Raw genomic sequence first — 14,503 nt, 5'->3', positions numbered from 1 at the left:
CCCACCGCAATGGTGCGACGGCCACCACGTTCACGCGTGGGCAGACGGCGGAACCACCTGTCTGACCAACTCTGTCCTGCTTTGCGGGTTCCACCACCGCGAAATCCACCACGGACACTGGCAAGTACGCATCCGAACCGACGGCTTCCCCGAATTCCTCCCACCAGCCTTCATCGACCCACTACGCAGACCCGTCCAGAACACCCTGCACCGACGCTGCTGAAGGGTCGGCGCTGTGGATACCAGCGCGATTGGGATGATCAGGAAATGGCGCTCGTGCTCCCCGCCGATCCTCCGCGAGCCGCGGTTCTCCTGCTCCACGGTTCCAGCGGCCAGCCGGATCTCAATCGTGCGCGCCTGCTCGCCAAGCATGGCGCTGCCGTACTCGCTCCCCGATGGTTCGGTGGTCCAGGGCAGTCGGTGGGGATCTGCGAGATACCGCTGGAACGGTTCGTCAGTGCGGTCGGCCAGCTACGCCAGCAGTACCCGGGCGTACCGGTCGGCGTCGTGGGGGTCTCCAAGGGGGCTGAAGCTGCGCTCCTGACTGCGGCGGCAGACGATCGGATCGCAGGGGTCGTGGCGATGGCACCCACCTCGGTCGCGTGGGCGAACGTCGGGCCTGGCCTCGACGGCATCACGTACCCGTACCGATCGTCGTGGAGCTGGCGGCACTCGGCGGTTCCCTTCGTCCCGTACGACGAGGAGTGGTCGTCGGACGGCGTCGCGCTGCCGATCGCGTACCGGGGTCAGTATGAACGCAGCCTGGTCACGCACGCCGATCGAGTAGCGGACGCAGCCATCGCAGTTGAACGGATTCAAGGCCCCGTTCTGCTCATCGGTGGGGGCGACGACCAACTGTGGCCGACGACTCTGTTCGCCGAGCAGATTCGCAGACGGCGGGCGGCGTACGGGTTGCCGACCGGGATCGTGATCGAGGACGAGGCCGGGCATCGCGCGATCCTGCCCGGCGAGGCGCCGAAGCCGGCGAACGCTCGCATCGCGCACGGCGGGACGGCGGCAGCCGACGAGCGGCTTGGGTCGGCCGCTTGGCCTCATGTCCTCGAAACATTGGGGCTGGCGGCCCAGTAATGGGCGGATGAGTGACGATTACTCGGGTGATTGAAAACGTTGTGTAGCAGGCTTCCCCACTAATCTCTCCGGCCTATTACCGCATTTGATTGTGGGTAGTCGGTCGGTCTAATCTCCTCCCAGGCGCAGCACATCGGCGAATGGACGACACATCAGGGCGCTGAACGACCTGCTGCGCGCCAGCTGGGAGGACGACGTCGCCGAGGCTCGGCGCGGAGCCGAAGTGGCTGAAGCTATCGCCGACGCCTGGTGGGCGAAGTTCTATCGTGACAGCATCGCCCGGCTGGAGGCGATGGATAAGCCTTGGGAGAAGCCGATGCCCGCGTAGCGGGACGAGACAGCGCCCGCGTGCCGGAGCAAGCGGGCGCTGCGCGTACGTGCCGGTGGTGCTACTCGGCTTCCGGGGTGCGGTTCGCGGGAATGCGCTTGCCGAGGTTGATGAACATCAGGACGAGTCCGACCGTCAGCGCGATGTGGCCCAGCCCGGCGATACCGGCGATCGCCTCGTTGCTCTCCTTGCCGTAGACGGTCAGAGTTCCGTGGACGGTCATCGCACCGATCGTCACGGCCATGCCCGCGTTGTAGACCCAGAAGAAGGTCGCGAACAGCCGGCGGTTCTCCGTCAGGCCGAAGAGCTTCTCGAGCGCCAGCACGATCAGGAAGAACAGCATGCCCAGCGCGAGCAGGTGGGTGTGGACCAGGCCCAGCTGCGTGTCCCCGTGAAAGTCCTTGATCTTCGTGATCTCACGGTACGCCAGGCCCATGATCAAGCCGAGGATCATGTACACGTATGCTGCTACGTAGAGTTTTCTCACCGCACAAGGTTGCGCCACAACACCCGCCTGGTCTAGATCCGGAGCAGAAGTTTCCGGTGTGATCCACTGGGTACGCGATCTTCGTAACACCAGGAGAACGGGGGGTTAGTGATGATCACCACGCAGGAGTTGAACCTGCTTGCCGGAGCCAAGGTGTATGACGGCGTCGGTGAGAAGATCGGCTCGGTCGGACAGGTCTACCTCGACGGCGAGGACGGCCACCCGGCGTGGGTGGCGGTGCGTACCGGATGGTTCGGCACGAACGAATCCTTTGTCCCGCTGGATGCCGAGAGCCACATCGAGGGCCACGAGCTCCACGTCGCGGCGATGAAGGACGAGGTACGCAACGCACCGCAAGTCGAACGGGAGTCCGGCAACCTGAGCGAGGGCTCCGCGGCCGAGCTGGACCGGTACTACTACAACCTGCCGGCCGGTAAGTTCCGTGGCCGCACCGAACAACAGGCCGCCAAGGCGCAGGCGGGACTGCGCGAGCCGGAGTCGCGTACGACTGCTGAGATGCCCACGCGCGGGGCTGACGAGGCCGCTATGCGAGACAGGCCCCAGAATCTCAACCTGACCCGTTACGAGGAGCAGCTGCGTACGGGCAAGGAGGAGGTCGAGACCGGGAAGGTCCGCCTGCGCAAGCACGTCGTGACCGAGAACGTCGACATCACGGTTCCGGTCAGCCACGAAGAAGTGCGGGTCGAACGCCGGCCGATCGACCGGCCCGGGGCTGCGCGTACGGCCGACGACCGGCCGTTCGCGGAGGAGACCGCAGAGGTGACGCTACACGAGGAGCGGCCGAGCGTGGCCAAGGAGACCGTGCCGGTGGAGCAGGTCGGACTCGTGAAGGAGACCCGCACCGAGCAACGGCATGTGAAGGGCACCGTCCGCAAGGAGCAGATCGATGTGGAGGACGACCGCTCCAGCCGTGACGACCGCAGGCGTTAGGCGGACGGGCTGCGGCTGGTCCTGAGGGCGGCTGGTCTTCAAGCGAGGATCAGCCGCAGCCCCACCACCGTCATCGTGGCGGCGACGACGCCGTCGAGTACCCGCCACGTCCCTGGGCGGGCCAGTCTCGGTGCGAGACGCCGGGCGGCACCACCCAATCCCGTGAACCAGGCGGCGCTGGCGAGCGCGGCTCCGGCCGCGAACCACCACCGATGGTCCTCTTGGCTGGCGAGACCGCCGAGCAGGAGCACGGTGTCCAGGTAGACGTGCGGGTTGAGGTAGGTGAACGCCAAGCACGTCAGCAGGGTCGCTCGCAGTCCCGCCCCGCTGCCCGACGCCGCTTCCAGGAGCCCGGGTCGCAGCATTCGGCGTACCGCCAAGGTTGCATAGGCGAGCAGAAACGCGGCGCCGCACCACCGGATGGCCGCGAGCACGACGGGCCGGTCGGCGACGATCGAGCCCAGCCCCGCGACGCCGGCCACGATGAGCAGTGCGTCGGACGCGGCACAGAGCAGCACGACCGGGAGGACGTGCTCGCGGCGCAGACCTTGCCGCAGGACGAACGCGTTCTGGCTGCCGATGGCGACGATCAGGCCGAGGGAGGCGCCGAATCCGGCGAACAGCGAGGTGAGCACGTTGCAACCGTAGGAAGCCGAGGTTCATCAGTCCAACTAATGTTTCTTAGGCTCGATTAGCATTGCTTAAGTGACGTTGGACTCGGCTCAACTGCAGACCTTCGCCGCCGTGATCCGCGAAGGCAGCTTCGAGGCGGCGGCCCGCGCGCTCAGGGTGACGCCGTCGGCGGTGAGCCAGCGCATCAAGGCGCTGGAGCACACCGCCGGGCAGGTGCTGGTGCGGCGGGCGAAACCGTGTCAGGCCACCGCCGCTGGTGAGCCGCTGGTCAGGCTGGCCGGACAGCTGGCGCTGCTCGAACGCGAAGCGCTCGATTCGGCGCGGGGCCTCGTCGGGGAGACCGGCGAATCGTGGACGCGGCTGCCGATCGTGGTCAATGCCGACTCGCTCGCGACCTGGTTCCTGCCCGCGCTGGCGGCGGTGCCCTCGACGGCTCGGCTGCTGTTCGACGTTCACTCCGACGACGAGGATTACACCGCCGAGCTGCTGCGCAGCGGCACCGTCATGGCCGCGGTGACGACGCAGAACGTGCCCGTGCAGGGCTGCCGCGTACAGCGCCTCGGGACGATGCGCTACCTGCCGGTCGCTGCCCCGGGCGTACGCGACTTGTGGTTTCCGGACGGTGGCAGTGCGGAGGAATTCGCGTACGCACCGATGCTGCTGCTCAACCGCAAGGATCAGCTGCAGCACCGGTTCCTGCGTACGGTGACCCGGCGGACGCTCGATCCGCCGATCCACTACATCCCGTCGGCAGACGCGTTCAACCGCGCGATCGGCCTAGGCCTCGGCTGGGCGTTGATGCCGGAGCACCTGGCGACCGCCGAGCTGGCCGCCGGGCAGGTGATCCGGCTGTCCGGGCGGCACCTGGACGTTCCGCTCTACTGGCAGCACTGGCGGCTGGAGTCGGCGGCGCTGGCTGCTCTGACCGCCGCCGTACGCGACGCCGCCCGGGCCTCGCTGCGCTGACGGCAACGCCGACTGTGGCGGCGCGCATTTCGGCGCTGTACTCGGGCACGGCTCACGGGCACGGCTCTCGGGCGCGGCCTCGGGATGATCGAGTGCCCGTAGTCAGCAATTTCTGCCCCATTTGGAAGATCAAGTTCCCACCATCAGCGCATTAGGGCCGGTTTTGCGCTGACCAAGGGAACTCGATCTTCCATTTCGGGCTGGAAACGCTGACCCAGGGAACTCGATCTTGCGAAGGACGAGAGCCCTCTGGACCAGCCCGTGCGACGGAGCCGTCGGCGCGGACGCCACATTCGGGACGACACGTTCGGCTGACGGGCGACTCGTATGACCGCTGCGGGGCTACTGCGGAGGCTGCTGCGGCCAGGCCGAAGGCGGCGAAGTCGGAGCGGCCGACGTCGGACTCCCCGAAACAGGACTGCCCGACGTGGGAGTGCCCGAAGTCGGAGCAGCCGACGGGTACGCCCCGTACGCGGGCGGCTGGCCGTAAGACTGCGCGGGCTGACCCGGTTGCGCGTAGGGCTGGGCGGGCTGTCCGGGCTGTGAATACGGCTGCGGGTAAGGCTGAGCGGGCTGGCCGGGCTGTGAATAGGGCTGGGCGTACGGCTGGCCCGGCTGCCCCTGCGGCGGCACGGCGGCCCCGGGCCACGCGGCGACCGGCGGAACCGGCGGCTTGGCGTCACCGCCGCCGACCTTCGGCAGCACGAGGGCGGCGATGACCAGCAGGATGCCGAGGTCGTACACGACCTGACCGGCCGCCCAGGTGTACTCGTTGGAGCCGGTGATCACGTCGAAGGACTGCAGCAGCCAGTAGGACGTGGCCAGAGCGAAGCAGGCGAGGCCGGCGACCGCCGCCAGCGTCGAAAGCAGCCCGTTCTTGCGTACGCGGAACAGGACGGCGATCGCGCCCGCGATGGTGAGCAGCAGGACGAAGACGCCTTCGATCTTCGAGAAGGTCGTGTAGAACGTGAAGCTTTCAGCGGCGAGGACCATGAGAGGAAAGTACGGTATGGACGACGCCCGAAGCGACCCCCGCAGAGTCGAACAATACTCATAAATAACCGTGCGTGTCGATGTTCTGACTTTGGGTCAGATTCGGTGATCATCGAGACGATGACTCGATTCGCCGCCCGTACCGCCGCACCGCTGACTGTGGTGCTCGCAGCGGTGCTCACTCTGGTGCTCCCGTTCCCGGCCCGGCCGGCTTCGGCCGACGTGACGACCGGCGCCGTCGACAACCTGCGTACCGGCTGGGACTCGGACGAGGCGGGCCTGACGCCCGCTCAGGTGTCCAGTTCGGACTTCGGTCAGCAGTTCTCGACCGCCGTGGACGGCCAGGTGTACGCCCAGCCGCTCGTCTACGGCGGCCTCGTGATCGTGGCCACCGAGAACAACAAGGTGTACGGGATCAACGGCGCGACCGGCACGATCGTCTGGTCGAAGTCGCTGGGCCCGGCCTGGCCGGCGGCCGCGATCGGCTGCGGAAACCTCGAGCCCACGGTGGGTGTGACGGCAACGCCGGTGATCGACCCGGCTACCGGCACGGTCTACCTGACGGCGAAGGTCAACGACGGGCCGGACACCTCCCATCCGCATTGGTACGCCCATGCGCTGGACGCCATGTCCGGAGCCGAGCGGGTCGGCTGGCCGCTGACGATCGCCGGAGCGCCGACGAACGACCTGACGCGCCCGTTCAACGCGTTCACCGCGATGCAGCGCCCGGGTCTGCTGTTCCTGGACGGCTGGGTGTACGCCGCCTTCGCCTCGCACTGCGATGTCCAGCCCTACGACGGCTACGTCCTCGGCATCAACGCGTCGGACCGAGCCATGACGATGTGGGCCACCGAGGACAACACGAGCAGCGGCCGGGGCGGGATCTGGGGACCAGGCGCCGGCCTCATCTCCGACGGCCCGGGCCGGATCATCTTCACCAGCGGCAACGGCATCTCCCCCGCGCCCGGCCCGGGACACAATCCGCCCGGCCAGCTCGCCGAATCCGTCGTCCGGCTCGGGGTGAACGCCGACGGGACGCTGTCCGCCCAGGACTTCTTCGCCCCCGTGAACGCCAACACCCTCGACTTGAACGATCAGGACCTGGGTTCCGGCGCGCCCCTCGCGTTGCCGTCCCCCGCGTTCGGTACGCCGACCCATCCGCATCTTCTGGTTCAGATCGGCAAGGACGGCCGGGTCTTCCTACTGGACCGGGACAACCTGGGCGGCCGAGGCCAAGGCTCCGGCGGCACTGATGCGGCGCTGCAAGTCGGCGGCCCGTTCGAAGGCGTCTGGGGGCATCCGGTCGCGTTCGGCGGGGGCGGAGGCTACGTCTACACCGTGGGCAGCCGGGCTCCGCTGCGGGCATTGGCGTACGGGGTCAACGGGGCGGGCAGCCCGACCCTGACCAGCGTCGCGACCAGCCCGGAGACGTTCGGCTACTCGTCCGGCTCACCGATCGTCACCTCGGTCGGCGACGACCCGTCGTCGGCGCTGGTCTGGGTCGAGTACTCCGACGGCAACAACGGCACGAACGGGCAGCTGCGGGCGTACGACGCGATCCCCGTCAACGGTGTGATGCGGCTCCGGTGGTCCGCGCCGATCGGCATCGCGGCGAAGTTCCCGGTTCCGGCCACCGACGGCGGCCGGATCTACGTCGGCACCCGCGACGGCCACGTGCTCGCCTTCGGCCGGCCGGCCAGCGCCGCGCTCACCGGGTCGCCGGTCGACTTCGGCCAAGTCCCGGTGAACACCTCACAACAGAAGATCGCCACGGTGACCGCGCATCGGACGCTCACCGTCACCGGAGTCAGCACCCCTGCAGGCAGCCGGTTCACCGCTCAGCCGCCCCCGCTGCCGCGCACGATGAACGCCGGGGACACGATGGACGTCCCGGTCACGTTCGCACCCACCCGGGCCGGTCCAGCCACCGCGGTGCTCACCTTCACGATGGACATCGGCACCTCCGGCCTCGATCTCAGCGGGTACGCGACCCAGCCGGGCTTGCAGGCGTCGCCGCCGACGCTCGCCTTCGGCCAGGTGCCCACTTCCACCACCGAAACCCTCGGCGTGACGTTCACCAACACGGGCACCGACCCCGAGATCGTCTCGGCGACGCACGCGCCGAACGCGCCGTACAGCGCCTCAGGCCTGCCCGCGGCCGGGTTCAGCATCGCTCCACAGCAGACCGTGACAGTTCAGGTGACGTACGCGCCGACGGCCGCCTCGAGCGGTGACACCGACACCCTGTCGATCACCGGGCAGAATGGCACGACGAGCGTTCCCCTGAGCGGCAGCGCAATCGTCGGCCAGGCGGTGCTGACCGTCAACCCGACCAGCACCGACTTCGGCAACACCCGGGTCGGGCAGGCTCGGACGCGTACGTTCGACGTCTCGAACACCGGCAACATCCCGCTCACGATCACGAAGGCGGGCGTACCGTCGCCGCCGTTCTTCGTCAGCAATCCCATCCCGGAGGGCCAGATCCTCAACCCGGGCGACGTGCTGCACGAGAACGTCACCTTCGTGCCGTCGGCGACCGGCCCGGCGACCGGCGTCTATCAGATCACCGGCGACGACGGCCGCGGACCGCAGAACGAGACGCTGACCGGAAACGGCACCACGCCCGCGGCGGGGGTCACCGTCGGCGCGCCCGGATACGGCGGCTGGCAGCTCAACGGCACCACCCGGCTCGCGGGCAACGACCTCAACCTCACCCAGACGACGGAAGGTCAGACGGGTTCGGCGGTGTTCCCGGTGCCAGTGCTCACCGACGGGCTGGTCGCGAACTTCACGGCCATCATCGGCGGCGGCACCGGCGCGGATGGGGCGACCTTCGCGCTGTTGGATCCGGCCAAGGTGACGCCCGCCGCGCTGGGAGTCGGCGGCGGTGCGCTCGGCTTCGGCGGGCTGCCGGGGGTGGCGCTCGGGATCGACACGTATCCCAACGCGGGTGATCCCTCGGACAACTTCATCGGCCTGGCGACGACGATGAAGTCCGACGGCGGTTTGGCCTGGTTGCAGACCAGCACGCAGATCAACACGATCCGCAGGAACACCCACAAGTTCACCGTGCAGGTCGTCGGGAAGACGATCACGGTGGCGATGGACGGTACGCAGAAGCTGTCCCTGTCGGTCGCGAGCCTGCCGCCTGCGGCGTTCGTCGCCTTCACCGGGGCGAACGGAGCGCTCACCGACATCCACACGATTCGCGACGCCAACATCACGGCGACGGCGTACGCGTTGCCGCCGCCCGGGGTCAACGGCTGGACCTTCAACGGCACCGCCAAACTGTCCGGCACGGACCTCGTGCTCACGCCGGCCGCCAAGGGCGTCAAGGGATCGGCTTTCCAGTCCACGGTGATCCCGCCGACCCGGCTCAAGGCCCATTTCGTGGCACAGATCAGCGGCGGCGGGACCATCGGCGCCGACGGCATGACGCTGGCGCTGCTGGACTCGTCGAAAGCCGGGGTGACGTCCCTCGGCGGCGGCGGTGGCGGTCTGGGCTTCCAGGGCCTGCCTGGCGTGGCGATCACACTGGACACCTATCGGAACAGCTGGGACCCGGCGACCAGCCTCGTCACGGTGGCGACCACCGGATCGAGCGGGCATCTGGCGTACGCGGCCACGGCGAGCGTGCCGAATCTGCGCTCGGGCACGCACACCGTCGACGTGGCGTACGCGTCAGGCCAGCTCACCGTCGCGGTGGACGGCCGGCAGGTGATCAACGTCGCGATCACCCTCCCGGCCGGGATCATCGCCGGGTTCACCGGAGCTACGGGCGGCTACTTCGACGTGCACACCGTACGAAGCGTTACAATTAGCTACTAAGCGTGCATTATCTGTACGCAAGCGGGAGGTGAGCGGCATGCTCCGAACGGCGACCGCGATCGCGGTGACCCTGCTGGGCACGCTCGCACCCGCGACGGCGTACGCCGAACCGCCGGCGCCGCCACCGCTGACGGTCGAGATCCAGGAGAGCGACATGGCCGGGCGGGTGCTGGCCACGCTGGACGGCATGACGCTGTACACGTACGACGCCGAAGCGAACGGCACCGTGGTCTGCGTCGACACCTGCGCCGACCTGCACCCGCCGTTCGCGTACCACGACGGCGACCCGCTCGCGTTGCCGCCCGGGCTGATCGGCACCCTCGGCACGGTGCCGCGCCCGGACGGTTCCCTGCAGGTCACGTACGACGGTTTCCCGATGTACACGTCCGCGTACGACTCGCAGCCCGGCGACGCGTTCGGGGCGGACCTGCATTGGCAGGTGGCCGAACCGCACGACGCGCCGCAGTCCGACTAGGCTGAGTCATTCAGGGCTCAACGACCCGGGGGAAGGCGGGAGCCGTCCGCTCGCCGTCGCACTGAGACTGCAGCCGGGCAGCGCCCTCCGGCAGGAAAGGCGTGAGTTCGCCCGCGATCAATCGGCACGCGGCGAGCAGATCCGCCAGCACCGCGCTCTTGGCGGCCGAGTCCCGATCGCCGAGCTGCCACGGCCGCGTCGCGTCGATGTGCCGATTGGCTTCCTCGACCGCGCTGCACAGCGCTCGGGTGGCGCTCCGGAAGTCGCCGATGTCGAGCGCCCGGCTCACCTGTTCCGGCAGGCTGCCGATCGCCTCCGTCAGCGGCCCGCCGGCCACTGCGGGTGGCGGAGTCGCGCCGAAGTGCCTGCGTACCAGTGTGGTCGTGCGATGGATGAGATTGCCGAAGCCGTTGGCGAGGTCGCGGTCGGCCCGGTCGACCAGGCGGCCGGTCGTGAAGTCGGTGTCGCCCAAGCGCGCCACGTCGCGCAGCAGCCACCAGCGGACGGCGTCGGTGCCGTAGCGGCCGACGAGCTGGAGCGGCTCGACGCCGGTGCCCGCGCTCTTGCTGATCTTCGCGCCATGGAGCGTGATGTAGTCGTGCACGAGAATGGTCGTGGGTAGCGGCAACCCCGCCGAGAGCAGGAGAGCCAGCCAGTAGACGGCGTGGAACCGCACGATGCCCTTGCCGATGATGTGGATACGCTCGTCGGACTCGGCCCACCAGTGCCGGTACAACGGCGAGTCCTGGCCGAGCGCGGTGACGTAGTTGCCGAGCGCGTCCCACCACACGTAGACGGTCTGATCGGGGTCGCCGGGGACCGGAATGCCCCAGCCGCCGGATCGCGCGGCCGGGCGCGAGACGCTGATGTCGTCGAGGCCGCACCGCAGGAAGGCGAGCACCTCGTTGCGCCGCGCCGGAGGTTCGACCCGTACGCGGCCCGACTCGATCGCCGCGAGGACGGCGTCCTGGTATCGGGACAGGCGGAAGAACCAGTTCGTCTCCGTCACCGGCTCGGGCACGACGCCATGCTCTGGGCATACGCCGTCGACGAGGTCGGCCGGGGCGTAGAACTGCTCGCAGCCTCCACAGTAGAGACCCGAGTACGCGCGGCGGTAGAAGTCGCCCCGCTCCGCGCACGCCGTCCAGAGCCGGGCGACCCCGTCGGCGTGCCGCTGGTCGGCGCTCGTCCGCACGAAGTCGTCGTACGCCACTTGCAAGGGCCCGGCCAACGCGGCGAACGATGCGGCGTTGCGGTCGACGAAGGTACGCGTGTCCACTCCGGCGGCTCGGGCGGCGATCACGTTCTTCAGCGCGTTGTCATCGGTGCCGGTGAGCAGCCGCGCCTCGTGCCCGGCTCGGCGCGCCTGCCGGGCCAGGACGTCAGCCTGCACGAGTTCGAGGGCGTACCCGAGATGGGGTTCGGCGTTGACGTAGGGAATGGCGGTGGTGACATAACGGCGTCCCATGGCGGGTCCTCTCCTCCTGGCCCGCGTACGCCGAGATGCCCCGCCGCCGCGGGGAGTTCTCGTCGGATGTGTCAGCGCACGACGAACGGCCCCGGGAAGGGGCGCATCATCTTGACGGTCGGCGCTGTCATGGGCGAATCCTGACACGGCGAGGCGCCGAACGCAGCCGAGTTTCACAGACCGCCCCGGGTACTCTGCCCGGCAGCTGCCGAACCACGATCGGGGAGGAAGAACATGTCGTTTCAGGCATACCTCGACAACATCGAGGACAAGACCGGGCTGACCCCGCGCCAGCTCATCACACAGGCGCAGGAGAAGGGGTTCGATGCGCCCGGCACCAAGGCCGGCGTGATCGTCGACTGGCTCAAGGCGGATTACGACCTCGGACGCGGCCACGCCATGGCGATCGTCCACGTCCTCAAGAACGGCGACAAGGTCGGCGGGAAGGATGCCGCCGAGGGCGAGAAACTCTGGCTGGAGGGCAAGGCCAGCAAGCCCGCCTGAACGGGCCCGTCCGCCGCCGCGCTGAGCTACCTTGGCCTGATGGGACTGAGCCGCCGTCATCTGCTGACCGCGGCGGGCTTGAGCATGACCGCGGCGGCGTGCGGTTCGACCGACGAACCCACGACGACGCCGTCCGCCACGCCCGCGAGCCCGACCAGTGGCGCGCCCGCGACGACCGGAGGCTTCGACGAGGCGGCGGTGCGGCGCAAGGTCGCCAGCCTCCTGGTCGTGGGCTTCCGCGGCCAGACCGTCGGCGCGAACGACTGGATCGTCAAGGCCGTCCGGGATCAGCACATCGGCGGCGTCATCCTGTTCGACACCGATCAGCTGACCGGGCGGCCCCGCAACATCACCTCGCCCACCCAGGTCACGAAGCTGGTCACCACGCTGCGCGACGCGGCGCCGGGTCCGCTGATCGTCTCGATCGACCAGGAGGGCGGGCGCATCGCGCGCCTCAATCCGGACAACGGCTTTCCGGCCAGCCAGTCGCAGGCTCAGGTCGGCGCGGTCAACCAGGCCGCGCATACCACGGCTTGGGCTCAAGGCATGGTACGCAGCATGCAGTCAGTCGGCGTGACCATGAACTACGCCCCGGTCGTCGACCTGGCCACGAATCCGAACAACCCGGCGATCGCCAAGCTCGGCCGCAGCTTCTCCGCCGATCCGGACGTCGTCGTCGGCAATGCCACCGAGGAGATCAAGGTGCACCGGGCCGGCCGCATCAAGACCTCCATCAAGCACTTCCCCGGTTTCGGCAGCGCGACCGGCAACACCGACTTCGACGTGGTCGACGTGACCGGCACGTGGAAACGCAGCGACCTGATCCCGTTCCAGCGGCTCATCTCCAGTGGAATGACCGACTCGGTCCTCGTCGCCCATCTGCTGAACCGCCAGCTCGACCCGGACAAGCCGATGTCGTTGTCCCGCAAGGTGGTCACCGATCTGCTGCGCGGCGAGCTGGGCTGGGCCGGCCCGGTGGTCAGCGACGACATGCAGGCCACCGGCATCACCGACAAGTACGGCACCGACGAGGCGTTCACCCTGGCCGTCCAGGCGGGCGTCGACCTCCTCGTGTACGCGAACCAGCAGGTCTACGACCCGGCGATCGTCACGAAGATCCTCGATGTGGCGGTGAACCGGGTCAAGCGCGGCGACCTGACGATGGCTCAGATCGACGCGGCGGTCGCCCGAGTCGACCAGCTGCGCCCCTGACTTCAGCGCAGGATCGTGACCTCGACCGGACCGACGCGCAGAACTCCGTCGGTCAACGGGGTGCACCGTAGTCCGCCCCGGCCCTTCAGCAGGTCGCGCGCGCCCGACCCGATGGTCACGTCCATCCAGGCGCACGGATTGGCCGGGCGATTCGCCTGGAGGCGTACCGGGCCGTCGCCGCAGTCCAAGATCAGAACGGCGCCGACGAGCTCGTCGACGGCCACCCCGGACAAGAGCACGTTCCGGCGTACCTGGGTCAAATCCGCGCCGGGCGGCAAGGACTCCTGCGCGATGACCGTCACTGCGGCGTCCTTGTGCGCCTGATGCCCGAAATAGCGATCACCTACGATGCCGAGACCGGCGCGGAGGCGTACTTCGGCGACGAGTTCGCCATGCGGAGCGGGCACCGGCCCGTCCTCCGGGCGGCCCTCGAATCGATGGATCGGCGACGCCAGCAGCTGCACGATCTCCGGCATGACCGCATGGTACTGGGTTTCTGCGTATCGGAGTCAGGTAAACCTGGGGCGGCTACGGTGGGGGGATGAGCGAAGATCCGCTCACCCCGGCTGAGCTGGGCGAAAAGCCCGCCTCGCCGGGCAAGCGGCGCTGGCCGATCTGGGCGGCCATCGGCGCTGCCATCGTGCTGTTCCTGTGCTGCGCGGGAACCGCCACCGCGGGAGCCGTCGTGTGGAAGATGCGGCACGACGACTTCACCGTCACCGGCGACCTGACGCTTTCCGACGGCGGGACGAAGGACGGCGCCGTCTGCTCCGGCAGCGAGATGTACAGCGACATCGTCCCCGGTATGCAGATCGTCGTCAGCGATCCCGCCGGGACCGTCGTCGCGATCGGCGCGCTCGGCGAGGGCGTGTCCAAGGGCTCGGACTGCGTCTTCCCGTTCACGATCGCGCACGTGCCGAAGATGGAGAAGTTCTACGGCGTCACGATCTCGCAGCGCGGCACCCTGACCTATACGCCCAAGCAGATGCGAGACGGGTTGCACCTCTATCTGTAGGCGCGGTCGGGGCACAGCTCTATTGCCGCTGGGACTTGCCCACCCAGGCATCGGCCAACCGGCCATAGCGATGGCGGCCGAGCGCCGCGCGTACGAGACAGATGACCGCGAACAGCGCCAAGCCCGCCAAGATCACCCATTGCAGCAGCCCGACCACCCCGAGCAGCAGCGTCCACCCACGACCCGCCGGTCGCCCGTAGGAGCAGTCGGTCGTGCCGGACTTGCAGGCCTCCCGGAACTCAACCGGCTTGCCCGCGTCCGCCGGAGTCACGATCGACCTGTCCACCGTGGTACGCACGACTCGGCCGTCCTCGGCGCGGACCGTCACGTCGCACTTCCACCAGAAGCCGAAGCCGTTGTCGCTGACCGGGCCCCGTTGCTCACAGGTGCCGACCTCGGCGGTCGCCGGGCGTTCGGGCGGACCCCACCAGCCGGTGTTCGCCCCCGGGTAGACGTTGAGCAGAGTCAGGCCCAGCAGATACAGGACCACACCCGCAGCGATCGCCCCGACTGCGCCCAGGACCAGTTTCACCCGTTCCCGGGCGGGTTCCGGA

15 protein-coding genes are annotated in these 14,503 nt (G+C 68.7%); 9 read left to right on the top strand and 6 right to left on the bottom strand.

Annotated elements, in window-relative coordinates; translation table 11 throughout:
• The coding region (locus HOV77_RS17565) for an HNH endonuclease signature motif containing protein (RefSeq protein WP_290863475.1) at window positions 1-223 on the top strand (223 nt) is incomplete at its 5' end.
• A 44-nt stretch (window positions 224-267) separates the two neighbouring features.
• The gene (locus HOV77_RS17560; protein ID WP_290863474.1) at window positions 268-1,089 is read left to right on the top strand and encodes an acyl-CoA thioester hydrolase/BAAT C-terminal domain-containing protein; all 822 of its coding nucleotides are present in this window, start codon (window positions 268-270) and stop codon (window positions 1,087-1,089) included.
• Between the two features lie 389 nt (window positions 1,090-1,478).
• On the opposite strand, the gene HOV77_RS17555 is transcribed toward HOV77_RS17560, so the two are convergent.
• Window positions 1,479-1,904: a DUF2871 domain-containing protein gene (locus HOV77_RS17555; protein WP_290863473.1), complete on the bottom strand. Its 426-nt coding sequence runs from the start codon at window positions 1,902-1,904 to the stop codon at window positions 1,479-1,481.
• A gap of 111 nt (window positions 1,905-2,015) precedes the next feature.
• Between HOV77_RS17555 and HOV77_RS17550 the strand changes: the two genes are divergently transcribed.
• The gene (locus tag HOV77_RS17550; RefSeq protein ID WP_290863472.1) at window positions 2,016-2,855 is read left to right on the top strand and encodes a PRC and DUF2382 domain-containing protein; all 840 of its coding nucleotides are present in this window, start codon (window positions 2,016-2,018) and stop codon (window positions 2,853-2,855) included.
• A gap of 38 nt (window positions 2,856-2,893) precedes the next feature.
• Here the strand turns inward: HOV77_RS17550 and HOV77_RS17545 are convergent, their stop codons facing one another.
• The gene (locus HOV77_RS17545; RefSeq protein WP_290863471.1) at window positions 2,894-3,490 is read right to left on the bottom strand and encodes a LysE/ArgO family amino acid transporter; all 597 of its coding nucleotides are present in this window, start codon (window positions 3,488-3,490) and stop codon (window positions 2,894-2,896) included.
• Between the two features lie 76 nt (window positions 3,491-3,566).
• Here HOV77_RS17545 and HOV77_RS17540 point away from each other — a divergent pair, with 76 nt between their 5' ends.
• Complete coding sequence (locus HOV77_RS17540) at window positions 3,567-4,454, top strand: LysR family transcriptional regulator ArgP (RefSeq protein ID WP_290863480.1); 888 nt, start codon at window positions 3,567-3,569, stop codon at window positions 4,452-4,454.
• A 342-nt stretch (window positions 4,455-4,796) separates the two neighbouring features.
• Here HOV77_RS17540 and HOV77_RS17535 read toward each other — a convergent pair whose 3' ends face one another.
• Window positions 4,797-5,447, bottom strand: coding sequence for a hypothetical protein (locus tag HOV77_RS17535; protein ID WP_290863470.1), 651 nt, complete (start codon window positions 5,445-5,447; stop codon window positions 4,797-4,799).
• A 120-nt stretch (window positions 5,448-5,567) separates the two neighbouring features.
• Here HOV77_RS17535 and HOV77_RS17530 point away from each other — a divergent pair, with 120 nt between their 5' ends.
• Complete coding sequence (locus tag HOV77_RS17530) at window positions 5,568-9,275, top strand: choice-of-anchor D domain-containing protein (RefSeq protein ID WP_290863469.1); 3,708 nt, start codon at window positions 5,568-5,570, stop codon at window positions 9,273-9,275.
• 37 nt (window positions 9,276-9,312) lie between these two features.
• Complete coding sequence (locus HOV77_RS17525) at window positions 9,313-9,750, top strand: hypothetical protein (protein ID WP_290863468.1); 438 nt, start codon at window positions 9,313-9,315, stop codon at window positions 9,748-9,750.
• Between the two features lie 10 nt (window positions 9,751-9,760).
• Here HOV77_RS17525 and HOV77_RS17520 read toward each other — a convergent pair whose 3' ends face one another.
• Window positions 9,761-11,218, bottom strand: coding sequence for a methionine--tRNA ligase (locus HOV77_RS17520; protein WP_290863467.1), 1,458 nt, complete (start codon window positions 11,216-11,218; stop codon window positions 9,761-9,763).
• Between the two features lie 234 nt (window positions 11,219-11,452).
• Here HOV77_RS17520 and HOV77_RS17515 point away from each other — a divergent pair, with 234 nt between their 5' ends.
• Together HOV77_RS17515 and HOV77_RS17510 are read left to right on the top strand one after the other, a co-directional pair.
• Entirely contained in the window at window positions 11,453-11,722 is a 270-nt protein-coding gene (locus HOV77_RS17515; RefSeq protein WP_290863466.1) for a DUF4287 domain-containing protein, read from the top strand.
• A gap of 39 nt (window positions 11,723-11,761) precedes the next feature.
• A complete protein-coding gene (locus HOV77_RS17510) occupies window positions 11,762-12,934 on the top strand; it encodes a glycoside hydrolase family 3 N-terminal domain-containing protein (RefSeq protein WP_290863465.1) in 1,173 nt (390 codons plus the stop codon).
• A 2-nt stretch (window positions 12,935-12,936) separates the two neighbouring features.
• On the opposite strand, the gene HOV77_RS17505 is transcribed toward HOV77_RS17510, so the two are convergent.
• Window positions 12,937-13,410: a molybdenum cofactor biosysynthesis protein gene (locus HOV77_RS17505; RefSeq protein ID WP_290863464.1), complete on the bottom strand. Its 474-nt coding sequence runs from the start codon at window positions 13,408-13,410 to the stop codon at window positions 12,937-12,939.
• A gap of 65 nt (window positions 13,411-13,475) precedes the next feature.
• Between HOV77_RS17505 and HOV77_RS17500 the strand changes: the two genes are divergently transcribed.
• Window positions 13,476-13,949 (top strand): hypothetical protein, encoded by a 474-nt coding sequence (locus HOV77_RS17500; RefSeq protein WP_290863463.1) that lies wholly within the window; start codon window positions 13,476-13,478, stop codon window positions 13,947-13,949.
• Window positions 13,950-13,968: 19 nt separating this feature from the next.
• Here the strand turns inward: HOV77_RS17500 and HOV77_RS17495 are convergent, their stop codons facing one another.
• Window positions 13,969-14,481, bottom strand: a complete 513-nt coding sequence (locus tag HOV77_RS17495; protein ID WP_290863462.1) for a DUF6346 domain-containing protein — start codon at window positions 14,479-14,481, stop codon at window positions 13,969-13,971.
• Window positions 14,482-14,503 lie beyond the last annotated feature (22 nt).

Source organism: Hamadaea sp. (assembly GCF_013362815.1).
GTDB lineage: Bacteria > Actinomycetota > Actinomycetes > Mycobacteriales > Micromonosporaceae > Hamadaea.
Note: the sequence above shows the minus strand (reverse complement) of the source record. Positions and strands in the feature narration are given on the sequence as shown.